The 14,828-nt window shown below is 59.9% G+C and carries 15 protein-coding genes; all 15 read left to right on the plus strand.

Going from position 1 to position 14,828, the window contains the following annotated elements; translation table 11 throughout:
• Nucleotides 1-13: 13 nt before the first annotated feature.
• The 15 genes from SFUM_RS07290 (at nt 14) to SFUM_RS07355 (ending at nt 14,768) form a co-directional block, all read left to right on the plus strand.
• Nucleotides 14-2,059, plus strand: a complete 2,046-nt coding sequence (locus SFUM_RS07290) for a 3-hydroxyacyl-CoA dehydrogenase NAD-binding domain-containing protein (RefSeq protein ID WP_011698266.1) — start codon at nt 14-16, stop codon at nt 2,057-2,059.
• A gap of 249 nt (nt 2,060-2,308) precedes the next feature.
• Entirely contained in the window at nt 2,309-3,097 is a 789-nt protein-coding gene (locus tag SFUM_RS07295; protein ID WP_041440106.1) for an SAM hydrolase/SAM-dependent halogenase family protein, read from the plus strand.
• Between the two features lie 293 nt (nt 3,098-3,390).
• Nucleotides 3,391-3,630: a type II toxin-antitoxin system Phd/YefM family antitoxin gene (locus tag SFUM_RS07300; RefSeq protein WP_011698268.1), complete on the plus strand. Its 240-nt coding sequence runs from the start codon at nt 3,391-3,393 to the stop codon at nt 3,628-3,630.
• The gene (locus SFUM_RS07305) at nt 3,630-4,061 is read left to right on the plus strand and encodes a type II toxin-antitoxin system VapC family toxin (RefSeq protein WP_011698269.1); all 432 of its coding nucleotides are present in this window, start codon (nt 3,630-3,632) and stop codon (nt 4,059-4,061) included. Before SFUM_RS07300 ends, SFUM_RS07305 begins: the two co-directional genes overlap by 1 nt.
• 171 nt (nt 4,062-4,232) lie before the next feature.
• Nucleotides 4,233-4,421, plus strand: a complete 189-nt coding sequence (locus SFUM_RS07310) for a hypothetical protein (RefSeq protein ID WP_041440107.1) — start codon at nt 4,233-4,235, stop codon at nt 4,419-4,421.
• A 399-nt stretch (nt 4,422-4,820) separates the two neighbouring features.
• Nucleotides 4,821-5,168 (plus strand): hypothetical protein, encoded by a 348-nt coding sequence (locus SFUM_RS22910; protein ID WP_011698270.1) that lies wholly within the window; start codon nt 4,821-4,823, stop codon nt 5,166-5,168.
• Between the two features lie 172 nt (nt 5,169-5,340).
• Nucleotides 5,341-5,652: a hypothetical protein gene (locus tag SFUM_RS07315; RefSeq protein ID WP_041440109.1), complete on the plus strand. Its 312-nt coding sequence runs from the start codon at nt 5,341-5,343 to the stop codon at nt 5,650-5,652.
• Nucleotides 5,653-5,845: 193 nt separating this feature from the next.
• Nucleotides 5,846-6,088: a hypothetical protein gene (locus SFUM_RS07320; RefSeq protein ID WP_150109458.1), complete on the plus strand. Its 243-nt coding sequence runs from the start codon at nt 5,846-5,848 to the stop codon at nt 6,086-6,088.
• 576 nt (nt 6,089-6,664) lie between these two features.
• Nucleotides 6,665-8,344, plus strand: a complete 1,680-nt coding sequence (locus SFUM_RS07325) for a peptide-binding protein (protein WP_011698273.1) — start codon at nt 6,665-6,667, stop codon at nt 8,342-8,344.
• A gap of 108 nt (nt 8,345-8,452) precedes the next feature.
• The gene (nudC, locus tag SFUM_RS07330) at nt 8,453-9,472 is read left to right on the plus strand and encodes an NAD(+) diphosphatase (RefSeq protein ID WP_011698274.1); all 1,020 of its coding nucleotides are present in this window, start codon (nt 8,453-8,455) and stop codon (nt 9,470-9,472) included.
• Between the two features lie 178 nt (nt 9,473-9,650).
• Nucleotides 9,651-10,649 carry an ABC transporter permease gene (locus SFUM_RS07335; protein ID WP_011698275.1) on the plus strand — a complete coding sequence of 333 codons (999 nt, stop codon included), beginning with the start codon at nt 9,651-9,653 and terminating at the stop codon, nt 10,647-10,649.
• Nucleotides 10,650-10,727: 78 nt separating this feature from the next.
• Nucleotides 10,728-11,771, plus strand: coding sequence for an ABC transporter permease (locus SFUM_RS07340; RefSeq protein ID WP_208597121.1), 1,044 nt, complete (start codon nt 10,728-10,730; stop codon nt 11,769-11,771).
• A 68-nt stretch (nt 11,772-11,839) separates the two neighbouring features.
• On the plus strand, nt 11,840-13,252 hold the full coding sequence (xseA, locus tag SFUM_RS07345) for an exodeoxyribonuclease VII large subunit (protein ID WP_049766317.1): 1,413 nt from the start codon (nt 11,840-11,842) through the stop codon (nt 13,250-13,252).
• A gap of 145 nt (nt 13,253-13,397) precedes the next feature.
• Nucleotides 13,398-13,652 (plus strand): exodeoxyribonuclease VII small subunit, encoded by a 255-nt coding sequence (locus SFUM_RS07350; protein WP_011698278.1) that lies wholly within the window; start codon nt 13,398-13,400, stop codon nt 13,650-13,652.
• Nucleotides 13,653-13,874: 222 nt separating this feature from the next.
• A complete protein-coding gene (locus SFUM_RS07355) occupies nt 13,875-14,768 on the plus strand; it encodes a polyprenyl synthetase family protein (RefSeq protein ID WP_041440110.1) in 894 nt (297 codons plus the stop codon).
• Nucleotides 14,769-14,828 lie beyond the last annotated feature (60 nt).

Below are 14,828 nucleotides of genomic sequence, written 5' to 3' on the forward strand. Positions count from 1 at the left end.
GAGGGGGAAAACCATGGCCGAACCGGCAACCCGTTTCCATAATCGCATTTATGACTCGCCCGTGGGCAAAATCGCCATTTTGACCATGGACAACGGTCAAGACTACAAACGCCCGAACACCTTCGGCGAAGCAGCCATGATGTCGCTCAACCAGGCATTGGACGAAGTCGTTCGAACGCCGGGTGTCAAGGGCATGATGCTCACCGGCAAACCATACATTTTCGCGGCTGGAGCGGACCTGAGCGAGATTCCTTTCATCACGACGTTCGAGCAGGGCTATCAGATCGGCAAGCTCGTCCACACCGCCATGAAGCGCATCATGGACCTCCCCTTCCCCACGCTCGCCGCCATAAACGGAGTAGCCCTGGGCGGAGGACTGGAAATTGCACTCTACTGCACCTGCCGCACCGTATCGAAAAGCGCCCAGGGCATCGGCTTCCCGGAGTGTTTCCTGGGGCTCGTTCCCGGATGGGGAGGCTGCACCCTCGCAACCCGGCTGATCGGACCGGAAAAGACCCTGCAGCTCATCATCTACAACGCGCTGAACCAGAACCGGATGATCAACGGTCCCCAGGCATACGAACTGGGACTGGCGGACCGCCTGTTCGACGGGGCCGAATTCCTGGATGATTCCCTGCGCTTTCTCATGGACGTCATTTCCGGCGGCGTCAAGGTGGAAAGAACCCCTCCACCCGCCGTCGACGCCGGGACCGCCCTCGCCAGGGCGCGCGCTTTTGTCGACGGCAGGGTCCACGGCGCCGCACCCGCTCCCTACAAGGCGATCGAGCTTATCGAAGGGGCCCTGAAAGGAAGCGTGGAGCAGGGATTCGAGGAAGAAAACAAAGCCCTGGGCGAATTGATCAAGTCGCGCCAGTGCAAGGCGTCCATCTACTCCTTCGACCTCGTGAACCGATACGCGAAAAGACCGGCGGGCATTCCCGACGCGAAACCCGGGGCGATCGCCAAGGTGGGCATTGTCGGCGCCGGACTGATGGCTTCGCAGCTCGCGCAGCTCTTCATCGAACGGCTCGAGGTGCCGGTGGTGATGAAGGACATCAGCCCCGAAGCCCTGGAAAAAGGCTGCGGCCAGGTGGTCGAAGGATTTCGCAGGCTGGGGGAGAAAGGCAAGCTGACCGAAGGCAAGGCACGCCACCTCGCCGGCCTGGTGAGCGGGACGCTTGATTTTCGGGACTTCTCCGATTGCGACTTCGTCATCGAAGCCGTTTTCGAGGAAATGGCCGTGAAGAAGCAGGTCCTCGGCGAGCTCGAACCATTGCTGCGACCCGACGCCGTCATCGCCACCAACACCTCCTCGCTCAGCGTCACCGAAATGGCATCCGTCCTCAGAGTTCCGGGCAGGATGCTCGGATTTCACTTCTTCAACCCGGTCGCCGTCCTGCCGCTCGTGGAAGTCATAAGGACCGCCCAGACGAGCGGCGAAGCCCTGGCCACGGCTTTCGACCTGGCCCGCAAACTGCGCAAGACCGGTGTGCTCGTCAAAGACGCCCCTGCCTTCCTGGTCAATCGCATTCTGGTCAAGATGCTGGTCGATTGCCTGGCTCTGGTGGACGAAGGCGCCTCCTTTCAGGAGGTGGACGACGCACTCCTGGCTCTGGGCCTGCCCATGGCCCCCTTCGACCTGCTGGCCATGGTGGGCATGCCCGTCGCCCTTCATGTCATGGAAACCCTCAACCATGCCTTGGGACCCGACCGTTTCCCTCTGAACGCCAATTTCAGCAGGATCGTCGAAGCGAAGAAGACGTTCGTGTACCTGCCCGGAGTGGAGCCCAAGCGGGTCGATCCCGACCTGGAACGCCTGTGGGCGAAGACCGGCGAAACCGCCTTCCATCCCGAGGAAATCCGGGAGAGAGTGCTCAGCAGCCTCGCCCGGGAAACCGATCTCATATTGAAGGAAAAGGTTGTCGGGAGTTCCAAGGACATCGATCTCGCCATGATCATGGGTGCCGGATGGCCGTTTTTCATGGGCGGGCTGACCATGTACCTGGATCTGGCCGGGATCACTCCGCGTGTGCTGCAGAAAGTCTTTTTCAGTTTCTAGGGTTGTGGCGCGGAAAGGGCCTGGCGATCCGCCGTCCCGACCGACGGCAGGTTGTGCATCACGGAGCGGAACCACCCGTGTCAACTGAAGCGGATTGGTCTAGCCCCGGCGTCACGGGAATTGACGGATGCCGCACCGGCATGGAGCGGGCGTGAGAGGGGGGCGAGAACCTCACCCTCCCCCGAGCCAAGGTCCAAAACGATGCGTGCCGGTGTGCCCCCACGGATTCTGCAAGAGAACAGGAGCGGTGTGAAGTCTCCGATTATCACACTTCTGTCCGATTTCGGCTTGAGCGACGGGTACGTTGCCGGGATGAAAGGCGCGATCCTGAAGATCTGCCGAAACGCCGTCCTGGTGGACATAACGCACCTGGTCCCGCCGGGGGACATCCGTGCCGGCGCTTTCCTGCTGGCTGCCGCGTATCCCGATTTCCCCCGGGGCACAGTCCATCTGGCCGTGGTGGATCCCGGCGTCGGCACCGGGCGCATGCCTCTCGTCATCATGACGCCCCGCGGTTTTCTCATCGGGCCCGACAACGGTCTGTTCTCACTGGTCCTGGAAAAGGAAACCCCGACGGAAGCCCGTGCCATCGAGAATCCGGCCTTCAGGCATTCCAGGGTCAGCATGACCTTCCACGGTCGGGACATTTTTGCGCCGGCGGCGGCCCATCTCGCTTCCGGAGCGGCCTTTGCCGAATTCGGCCCGGTTTGCACGCCCCATGTCGCTCGATGGAGCCGGGCCACGAGAATCGGCGACGAACTGCGCGGTGAAGTCATCCACATCGACCGCTTCGGCAACGCCATAAGCAACATCGACGAAGGGATGCTGCGCGAGTTTGCCGCGAAAGGACGGGCACGGGCGCAGATCCGCGGGCAAAGCCTTCCCCTGGTGAGCACCTACGGGGACCTTGAACCCGGGGCCGCGATGGCCCTCATCGGGGGCGGCGGACATCTCGAAATCGCCGTCAACCGGGGCAGCGCCGCCGACAGATTTCGAATCGCCCCCGGTGAACCGCTCCGGGTCTTCCTCGATCAATAATGACATCTCCCCCCGAACGGTTGCAGGATGGCCTTCACCCGGCTCCTTCAGTATCGGATTGCCGGAACCCGTCCCGAATTGCCCACGCCCCACGCCCCTCCCTGCACCGCCCGCCGTTGCGACGGCGCGGAGATGCTTCGGATCGGCATTGAAAAGATGCGGGGCCTGCAGCGGAATCGGGAGGTCATCCTGTGATCACTGCAAAGAAAAGTCAGCTAAAGAGGAAAACCCGCTTGCTTGATTGGGCGGCATGAATTAGACTAGTTTCAAACTGGTTTATATGGAGGTGTTTTATGGAAACCGTCGGAGCCTATGAAGCCAAGACACACCTCACCCAACTCCTGAAGCGTGTCGCCAAGGGTGAGAAAATAACGATTACCAAACACGGCATACCTGTGGCGACCCTGCAACCCGCGGATTCCTCGAAAAAAATGCCCGTGCGCGAGATCATCGATCAATTGAAACGGTTTCGAAGCGGTCACCGTCTCGACGGGCTTTCCATCCGTGACATGATCGAGGAGGGAAGGCGCTGATGCCTGCGCGGTTTGTGATCGACAATTCCATCGTCATGTCGTGGTGCTTCGAGGACGAGGGAAACCGTTACGCGGAGGCCGTCCTCGAAAGCCTCGAATCCGCGGAGGCCATCGCGCCCGCCATTTGGCCTCTTGAAGTGGGCAATGTCCTGCTTGTGGCTGAAAGGAAAAAACGCCTCAGTCAGGCTGCGGTCGTCCGCTTTCTGGCTCTTTTGGGCGGCTTGCCCATCACTGTGGAACAAGAGACTCCGGAACGGATGCTCAAAGAAATCGTTTCGCTCGCACGGGCGCACGGACTTTCCACCTATGACGCATCCTACCTGGACCTCGCCATGAGGGTCGATCTTCCCCTCGCCACACGTGACACATCCCTCGCAAAGGCCGCGAAGAAATGCAAAGTCCCGACCTTTGAGCCGGCCCGCGCCTGGTGACATCATAAAACCGGGCGGGGGGTAAAAATTCAATTCGTACGAAGGGTATATTCTCAACTCGTATTGACATTAGGTCGCGCGCCGGACGAACGCCATTCAGGAAGCATCGTGAAAGGACTCCATCGGTGAAGCTCGCCCCGGGGAGTGGACAGATCGGTCCGGAGAACGGCGATGCGAGATCAGTCGGCGCCACCTTCCACCTACGTCAGCGGCTCCTTGAAGGCGTCGATCACCGTCCTGCATCTCTCACCCGCCATATGGGCCTTGAGCCTGTCGGTACGCAGCCGGCGCCGGGGAACTTGCGGAAAGGTCTTCCAGGTGGTTTGGGCCTCCGTGCCTCACACGATCCGTGTGCTCTGACCATTTCGCACAGAAATATGCACCGGAAGTGCCAAGACGCATTAGTGTATGTCTATTATATTGAAATTGCTAATAAACTATCTGCACACCGTAGAAAATGAGCATAAGCCACGCCTGCACGCCGTCCGCAAAAATGTCGACTCCCCGGGCGACTCCCGCAAATTGCTGCATGGCAAGCCTGCTTCAAATCCTTGACACCGAAAAAACCAAACGCGCTGTACGGAACCGGCACCTATCCATGACCGCTTGAAGGATGGTCTCTTTTAGTTCTTGATATTCAAGAAAAATCAATCGATTTGTATTTTTAATTTGAAAAAAACTTTTTTACATCTATTATTAGCACAGTGTTTATGACATGCTGTACATCACTTATGGTGATATTTTTCCTGAGTATTATCGATGGAATTGGCAATAATCGTGATTGACAATCAAACCAAATTCAATGTTACTGAATGGATTTCAAACGATGACGGTGAAAAAGCTCCGGTTATCAGCCTGAGATATCGAAATGCAATTGCGCGCTGCAAGAAGCCGATGCCTGTCTCTGGTGTGATAAGGTGCATCCGTATCGCTCACGTTCATGACAATTTCGTTATCAATATTGATTATGCGATCAGTTCAAGCCGAATCCCAGGGAAAATGGACCGCGGCGTTGCCTCCCTTTCCGGAGCGAGACGCGCCCGGGAAGGAGGATTCCCCTGGCGGAGTTTTCCATCGATCGCAGGTCCCCCCCGGGTGTGGTTCTGAAAGCAGCGTTAAGTGCCGGCCAACGGCCGGCAAGGGGGCGGGCTCACGGGGGCCGTCCCATCGTGGAGGAGATGGTCGGACCGCGTCGCGATCAGCACGTTAACGGAGAACCGATGATGCAACGATTTGACATTGTTCTTGTTAAGGTACGCCTCGTTTCCGGATGGGCCGCATGTGCACGAAACTGAAGCCGCAGAACCCAATGAATATCATCGAAAGCAGAATCAGCCGGGTTGCCGTCGGCATGTCGCAGGATGAGATTCAGCAACTGCTCGGACCTCCGACTCATGCCAGGGACATCGTCGCGAACGGCTGCGCGGAGGGCGTCTGGGAATACAGTCTTTGCGCTCTTGCCCGAAACATACCGGTCACCGATGGACAGAAGTTCGCTCTGGGGTTGTGGTCCGCAGTTGCCGGCATCAACGGCCGCGCCGTCCTGTTGAAGATCACTTTTGCGAACGGTTCCGTGACCAGGATCATGTAATCGCTGCCGCGGGCTTGTTCCTCAGGCAGATCCCCGGTGTCTCGTCCTTGCCGCATCCTCCCATCCTTTCTTCCGCCTTTGCCTCCGGTGTGTGTTTCTTGTCCCGAAGGAAAATAATTTCTAACCTTTACACGGAATTCGGATGTGATTATCTTCTGACGGACTGGAACAAGAGGGTATGAAGGAGGACACCATGAACGGATACGAAAAGCAAAAAATGGAATTACTGGATTTCTACAGGGGTGGAGAGCTTCCTCCCGGCCGAATGGAGGCTGAACAGGGAATGGAGGCTCCCGGGGGCAACAATGTCCAGGCAGGTGCCCCGGCCGTGAAAGAGACCCCTGAGCCCGACGCCGGCGCGCGCGCTGAGTGGATAGAGACCTGGATGAACGACATCAAAGCCTTTATCCGCAATATTGACGTGCAGAGCCTCTGATATAGCGATCGTCCTATTTTCGCACGAAGAGCCCCGCTCATCTTCCGGAAGAGAGGGGTTTTTTGTTTCCGCGGGCCGCGACATGGGACTCGTGCCGTGGCGGCCCGGCGGATACCGTGCAATTTCGTTTTCCGCCGGCAGTGGATGGCGGCGCAGCGTGCCGGGGGTTTTGCGCTTCGAGCGAACAGCGCTGAAGCCCCTTGCGCGCAGAAGGGTCTCGCCGGGCGGCGCCCCCGGGGGAGGTATCGCGCTGCCCATGTGACCTGGCCGCAGTTGGATTGCGATGGTCCAACGTATCCCACGGGGTATCCCCTTCGGGGCCGCCTCATCGGCCTGTCGCACCCCCTGGGTGGAACCGGGTGCGAATAACGACGGAAAAAGAGACCTCACTTCTTGAAGAGCCCTCGCGCCGGCAACCCTCTGAGCTCTCTCTTGCCCGAGGGGCCGCATTTCCCTGATTTACTCCCGCTCCAAAGATGCGTTATATAGCATGCTGTCCATGGCGGTGCCTCTCGGGTTGTTTTTTCAGTATTGGAAGGGCGGGTCCGGCACCGCGATACTTGTTCCGAGGTTGACGTGAAGAAATCGAAACGACGGGAAATCCACGCATCGCGTGACGGCAGGACGATCGCGGGTCGGATGGCGATCTTTCTGAGTCTGCTGCTCCTTTTCGCCTGGCAGGCCGTTTCCGGGGATGTCGCGGCAGCAGCCGATCCGGTCCCGGTCGACGGCGACTGGGTGATCGGCAACCTCGGCAGCGAGCCGCCGACCCTCAATCCGATCACGTCCACGGACTTGTCCGCATCGACGATTCAGGAGTACATCTATGAAACCCTGATACGTCGAAACCCCGAGACAATGAAGCTCGAACCGCTGCTGGCCGAGAGTTGGCAAGTCGCCGAAGACCACCTCACCTACACGTTTCATTTGAGGAAAAATATCGCCTGGGCGGACGGGCAACCGTTCACCGCAAGAGACATCCGCTATTCCTTCGACCGCATCCGCGACCCTGCCGTGGACGCGGCCCACCTCAGGAACTACTACCAGGACATAGAGCGCCTGGAAGTCCTGGACGACCACACCGTGCGATTCCACTATCGCATTCCCTATTTCCTGGCGCTCCAATTCTGCGGCGGCATTCCGATCGTTCCGGTCCACCTGTTCAAGCCGGGAGAGGACTTCAACAAGCACCCCATCGCCCGGAGTCCGGTCGGCACGGGCCCCTACCGGCTCCTGCACTGGCGAACCGGGGAGGAAATCGTGCTGGTGCGCAACGAAGCCTATTGGGGAGTGAGACCTCATCTCGACAGACTCGTTTTCAAAATCATCCCTGATCCGACCGTGGCTTTGCACGTGCTCAAACAGGGCGGTTTGGACGTGTCCGGTCTGCTGCCCATCCAGTGGGTCAAACAGACTCAGAGCGAACGTTTCCAGGAGATGTTCCGGAAACTCAAATACTATACGCCGAGGTACAACTATGTCGGTTGGAACATGAAACGGCCCCTGTTCGCCGATCGCAGGGTGCGGGTGGCCATGACCATGCTGATCGACCGGGAGACGATCCTCAGGAGAGTCCTCTTTGGATTCGGCACCGTGGTGTCGGGCACGTTTTACGTCAACAGCCCGGAGTACAACAGGAACATCAAGCCCTGGCCGTATGATCCCGCGGCAGCGCTGGCACTGCTCGAGCAGGCCGGATGGAAGCGGCGCGACGGCAACGGGCCTTTGGAAAAGGATGGGACGCCGTTTCAATTCGAGTTCATTCTTCCGGCCGGCTCGAAAATCGGCGAGCAGATCGCCACCATGTTCCAGGAAAACCTGAAGCAGGTCGGAATCCGGATGGAGATTCGAAAGCTCGAATGGGCGGTATTCATCCAGAAGATCGACAGCAGGAACTTCGATGCCTGCACGCTTGGGTGGAGCCTGGGCTGGGAGTCGGACCCCTACCAGATCTGGCACTCTTCCATGGCGGAAAAGGGATCGAATTTCGTCGGATTCAGAAATGAAGAGGCAGACCGGATCATCGAGGCGGCCCGCCAGGAGTTCGACCCCGAGAAACGCTACCGACTCTATCATCGGTTCGGGGAGATTCTCCACGAGGAACAGCCCTACACTTTTCTGTTCACGACGGAGACCCTTGCAGCCGTGGCCCGGCGCTTCGAAAACGTGAAGGTCTATGCAATGGGGCCGGAACGCAAGGAATGGTGGGTGCCCAAGGCGCTTCAGAAGTACCCGATCGTCAGGAAACCGGAATAGCTCCGGGGATTTCACGGAACATGAACCGGCAGGCGGGACTCGCGTGCGGCCTGCAGCTACGGTGGTGACGAATTCGAGCGCGCCGTGTGGGCAAATCGAGAATCGGCAATGAACGACACTCTTGACAATCACCAACGCTCCATGCTGAACGGGCTTTCCGCGAAGTTCATCGACCGGGTTCACAACCGGCGGGGCGATGAAGCGTGGATCCGGAGCCTGCTTCTGGACGCATCGACGCTGTTTGTTCCCGTCTGGCAGGGCCGGCAGTTGTTCGACGGCGGCGACACCCCCCACCCTGTCCTTCTCCGCGGCCGGGACATCTCGAACCTGGGTCTGAGCGTCGAAGGGGCCGTTTTTCTTGGCCTGGACAAGGGAAAAGCTTATTTCGCCCTGGACCTGACGGAACCGGGGGCACCCGACCCGCCCGAGGGAATGGACGCGCGGGGGGAATTCAGGGATCTCCGGGCGATGAGCCCGCTGCTGGAGCCGGAAGAAAGCGGCCTCCTGGCCTATGCACGGGCCATTACGTACTGGCATCAACGCCACCGCTTCTGCGGGGATTGCGGCTCCCCCACCGTTTCATCCTGCGGGGGCCACGTCCGATTGTGCACCAGCAAGGATTGCGGCCGGCACATTTTCCCGCGAACGGATCCCGCCGTCATCGTTCTGGTGGCTTCCGAGGATTCCTGCCTTCTCGGCAGGCAGCCATCGTGGCCCGAACGCAGGTATTCGGTCATTGCGGGGTTTGTGGAACCGGGCGAAGCCCTCGAGGACGCCGTCGTGCGGGAGGTGTTCGAAGAAACCGGGGTGCGGGTCCGAACGATACACTATCATTCTTCGCAGCCCTGGCCGTTCCCGTGCTCGATCATGCTCGGTTTTAGGGCGAGGGCCGAACGCGGCCCGATCCGCCTGGGCGACGGAGAGCTCGAGGACGCCCGCTGGTATTCGCGCACGGAGCTCCGAAGCGAGGTCGAGCTGGGCAAGCTCCTCCTTCCGCCTCCGATCTCCATCGCGTACCGCCTGCTGGAAAGCTGGTACGACGAAGGCGGGACCGCCAGACTGAGAGACCTGGGCAGTTCGTCATGGGTCCCGCTGCCCGAAAGACCATGGGGGAAAACATCTCCCTGAAACGGTTGCGCGGACGGAGGCGCAGGCGTTAGAATGCAAAACCGCACTTTTGCGGGAACCGCCGAGGACCTGGCGGATGGGCGGCAGGACAACCGGAGCGTTTCAGCGCGCAGGCGTTCGGGAGCCCGGGTGAGGACTTCCGGCACGGAAAACCGGGCTGGGAAGAGAAAGATACCGCATGAAGGGTTACATTCTCAAAAGACTGCTCCAGATCATACCGACTCTTCTGGGTATCACTTTCATCACGTTTCTGATCATACAGCTTGCCCCCGGGAATCCCGCGACGCTGAAACTCCAGATGTCGGGCCAGGGCCAACTGGGAGATCGCGGGATCTCCCCCGAGGTGATCGAGCAGACCAAGAAGCTTTACGGTCTGGACAAGCCGCTCCATGAGCAGTACCTGCTCTGGGTGAAGCGGGTGTTCACCCTGGACTTCGGCACCTCTTACAAGGACCACCGCAACGTCTGGGAAAAGATCGCGGAACGGTTGCCCGTCACCCTGCAGCTGAACCTGATCTCCATTTTCCTCGTCTACCTGATCGCCATTCCGTTCGGGGTTTATTCGGCCGTGCGTCCGGGTTCGTTCTGGGATCACGCGTTGACGTTGTTTTTCTTTTTTCTCTATTCACTCCCCAGCTTCTGGGTGGCCGTGCTGCTGATCATGTTCCTGGGCGGGGGGGATTTCTGGGACATCTTCCCGGCGTACAATATCTCCTCCATCGGGGCGGAGGCCCTGTCCCCCCTGCAATGGCTCCTGGACCGAGTCTGGCACCTTGTGCTGCCGGTGACGTGCCTCACCTACGGCGGGCTCGCATACCTGTCACGGCTGACCCGGGCCAACATGCTGGAAGTGATCCGGGAAGACTATGTGCGCACGGCCAGGGCCAAGGGGCTCAGCGAACGGGTGGTGATCTTCAAACACGCCTTCCGTAACGCGTTGCTGCCGATCATCACCCTGCTGGCTTTCCTGCTGCCGTCAATGTTCGGCGGGAGCGTCATCATCGAGAGCATCTTTTCGATCCCCGGGATGGGCCAACTCGGATTCGAAGCCGTGCTGGGAAGAGATTACCCCGTGATCATGGCCATCACAACGGTCTCGGCCATGCTCACGCTCATCGGGCTGCTCATTTCCGACCTGCTCTACGCAGCCATGGATCCGAGGATCAAACTGGAATGATCTCAAGAGCGACGAGAAGCATTCGGGTCTTCCCCGGGGAAAGCCGGAAATCCAATCCGGGCAGAGAGGATGGTCCGCTTGGACGCGAATAGGGACGGCAACGCGGAGGTCTCCCGCACCTACCGGCAGATGGTCTGGCATCACTTCCGGAAGAAGCGCCTTGCCATGCTTGGCTTGTGGATCACCATCTTCCTGTTCGTGGTGGCGATTTTTGCGCCGCTTCTCGCCAACGACCGTCCCATCCTGTTCTGCTCCAAGGGAAGGTGTCACTGGCCCCTGTTCTCCGGAATGGAACAGGCCGACGGGACCGCGTGGAAGGACTTGAAGAAGGAAGTCCCCTTCATTTTGCAGAACAACGCCGGGGGCAGCGGGAATTTTGCGCTCTGGCCTCCGGTTCCCTATTCGCCCACGGAGTACAACCTCCTGGATTTTCTTGCATCTCCCAACAGGCAACACTGGTTCGGCACGGATGACAGCGGCAGGGACGTGTTGAGCCGCATGATCCACGGCGCCCGTGTTTCGCTCTCCGTGGGTTTCGTCGCGGTGGGAATCGCCGTGGTCATCGGGGTCTTTCTCGGGGCTCTGGCCGGCTACTTCGGCGGATGGTGGGATATCCTGATCAGCAGGCTCATCGAGATCATGGTGACCATTCCCACCTTTTTTCTCATCATCGCCATCATCGCTTTCCTGCCGCCGAGCATATACAACATCATGGTGGTGATCGGAATCACGGGATGGACCGGCGCCGCCCGGTTCGTGCGGGCCGAGTTCCTGAAACTCAAGCAGCTCGACTTCATCATGGCTTTGAAGGCATTGGGAGCGTCCAACAACCGCATCATCTTCCTTCATATGCTCCCGAATGCCATGGCGCCGGTGCTGGTTTCCGCCGTGTTCGGAATCGCGGGGGCGATTCTCACGGAATCCAGCCTGAGCTTCCTTGGATTCGGGGTTCCGCCGCCCACTCCCAGTTGGGGCGATATCCTTTCGCAGAGCCGGGATTATATCGAATTCGCGTGGTGGCTCACGGTATTTCCGGGCTTTGCCATTTTCTTGAGCATCACCGCTTACAACCTGGTGGGAGACGGACTCCGTGACGCGATGGACCCGAAGCTGTTTGAATGAGCCCCGGCCCCCGGCGGAGTCGCAGGACCCGCCCGGGCGACGACCCGGTACCTGAACTGGCAAAAAAGATGCGCAACGCGCCGTTCGAACAGGACAGCAATATCTACACCGTCGGGCGACTCAACGCCGAGATCAAGGCGGTGCTGGAATCCGGTTTCCCCCTGGTCTGGGTCATGGGAGAGATCTCCAATTTCAGGGTCCCCGCTTCCGGGCATTTCTACTTCACCTTGAAGGATGAGAACAGTCAGATTCGAGCCGTCTTCTTCCGCCCTCACAACCGGCACCTGCGCTTCCATCCGGAATCGGGCATGCAGGTCCTTTGCCAGGCCAGGGTCGGCGTCTACGAACCGCGCGGCGAATACCAACTGATCGTCGAAGTTATGGAACCGCAGGGAATCGGCGCTCTTCAGCTCGCATTCGAGCAGCTGAAGAAAAAACTCGCCGCCGAGGGACTGTTCGATCCCGCCCGCAAGACGCCCCTGCCGGTGTGCCCGCAGCGCATCGCCATAGTCACGTCGCCCACCGGAGCGGCCGTCCGCGACATGCTGAAAGTGTTCCAGCGCAGTCCCTATCCGCTTTCGGTCACTCTGCTGCCCGCGCTGGTGCAGGGCCAGGGGGCGGCCCGGGAGATCGCCGCCGCCATAGCGGCCGCCGATCAATTGGCCGACCGTTTTGGATGGGATCTCCTGATCGTGGGGCGCGGAGGCGGCAGTATCGAGGATTTGTGGCCGTTCAACGAGGAAGTGGTGGCCAGGGCTCTCTGGGCCTGTTCGCTTCCCACCGTTTCGGCCGTCGGTCACGAAATCGACTTCACCATCTCCGACCTCGTGGCCGACGCGCGCATGCCGACCCCCACAGCGGCGGCCGAGTGGGTGGTCACCCGACTCGACAGGATTCACCGGGACCTTCGGCAGGTTGACGAGCGGCTCACCCGGATGGCGGTCCGGACCGTCCAAACCGCCCGAATGCAATTCGGCTATGTCCGGGACAGGCTCCCCGATCCCGGGAGGCGGCTGGAAGATCTGCGCCTGTACCTGGACGACCGGATGGAAAGGCTTATGATGGGCCTGGCCCGAAGGATCGAGCAACTCCGGGCCGTGTACGGCCGGCTCGAAGAAAAGCTACAGGCCGTCCACCCGGCCAGGATCATCGATGGCTACCGCGCTGCGTTGGAACAGGGGACCAAGGAACTGCTGCTCGCCCATAAACGACAGCTGGCCCAAAACCGGCTTCGTCTGGAGGCCACCGCCGCGAGGCTGGAAAACCTCAGCCCGTTGAGCGTTCTTTCCAGGGGGTATTCGATCACGTATCGTCTCCCGATGAAGAAGGTGGTGGTGCATTCGGACGATGTCGGGGCGGGGGATCGCGTGCTTGTCAGACTGTCCAGAGGGTCGCTCGACTGTACGGTCAACGAGGCGCGGGACGACGAAATGCCGGGTGCCGGTGCGGTCAGCCGGCGCGATGGTCAGCGCAACCCCTGACGGTTGCCCGCGTGGGCCGGGCTGAAGTTTCACCATTCGGCGTTTTGGGGATTTTTGGGCTCGGTTGCCCGCGCGGGCCGGGCTATAGTGTTCGGAACCGCCCTTCTTGCGGATCACAACCAACCACTGTGCGAGGATATCGGAAGTGGCGAAAAAGAAAAGCGACCAATTCGAAGAGGCACTAAAGAAACTGCAGGACATTGTCGAAAAACTGGAACGGGGGGACATGCCCCTGGAGGAGGCGATGGAAGCCTTCTCCGAGGGCATTCGCCTCGCGCGGGTTTGCCACGGGAAACTCGAGGAGGCGGAACGGAAAGTCCGGATACTGCTCAAGGAACAGGAGGGAGACTGGACGACCTCGCCGTTTGAACCCGCCTCCGGAGAACCTCCGGGAGGTTGAAACACGGGGGAGACGGTATTTCATGCTTCGTTGTGAGGCCCCGGCCCGAAGCGGAGGCCACGTTCGACGGCGGCGCAGGCCGGGACGGGTTTCGCGCGTATCGGTTCAACAGGCGCGGAAGGTGCCGGCCACGGGCGACTCTGCATATTTAATGGGTGGAAATGGTTAAGAATGCGTGATAGACTGGAAAATCGATTTGTCACAATCGATGCATAGGGGCTGATGGTGGGTTTCGATCTGAAGCTTTATCTTGCGGAACGAAAGCAACTCGTTGAGGATGCTCTCGAGGACTGTTTTCCCGTCCCTTCCGGGCTCGAGAAAAGCGTGCTGGAGGCGGCACGATACAGCCTGTTCGCGGGGGGGAAAAGGCTGAGGCCGATTCTTTGTCTTGCGGCGGCCGAGGTGGCGGGAGGAAGCCGGGAGGCGGCCATGCCCGCAGCTTGCGCACTCGAGATGATCCACACCTACTCTCTCATTCATGACGATCTGCCGGCGATGGACAACGACGATTTCAGGAGGGGCAAGCCGACGAACCACAAGGTTTTCGGCGAAGCGATCGCCGTTCTGGCCGGAGATGCGCTCCTGACGGAAGCCTTCGATTTCGTGTCCAAAATGGACGGGGATATTCCTCCCCGAAAGATCCTCGCGGTGGTCGCCACCCTGGTGAGGGCCTCGGGTTACCGGGGGATGATCGGCGGACAGGTCATCGATCTCGAATGCGAAAACCGCACCGTCGATCTCGCCACTGTTGAATACATGCACATTCACAAGACAGGAGCGCTGCTCTCCGCCTCCCTGGAGGTGGGAGCACTCCTGGGCGGCGGTTCCGATGCACAGGTCTCGAGCCTGAAACGTTACGGCCACCACCTGGGTCTTGCTTTCCAAATCACCGACGACCTCCTCGACGTGGAGGGGGACGCTCGGGAAATGGGGAAAAAGCCCGGTTCCGATGCCGCGAAGAATAAAAAGACCTATCCCGCCCTGTTGGGGATAACCCGTTCCCGGGAGGCCGCCCGTGAACATGTCGATGCGGCTTTGCAGGCGCTTGCCGCCTTCGACGACAGAGCGGAACCCTTGAGGGCCATCGCGCGTTATTTGTTGGTGCGCAAAGCCTGAGCAGAATGATGGGCAACAAGTGACGGCCGGCTGCCGGCATGCCGCGCGGCCGGAGTCCGA

Source organism: Syntrophobacter fumaroxidans MPOB (genome assembly GCF_000014965.1).
Lineage (GTDB): Bacteria > Desulfobacterota > Syntrophobacteria > Syntrophobacterales > Syntrophobacteraceae > Syntrophobacter > Syntrophobacter fumaroxidans.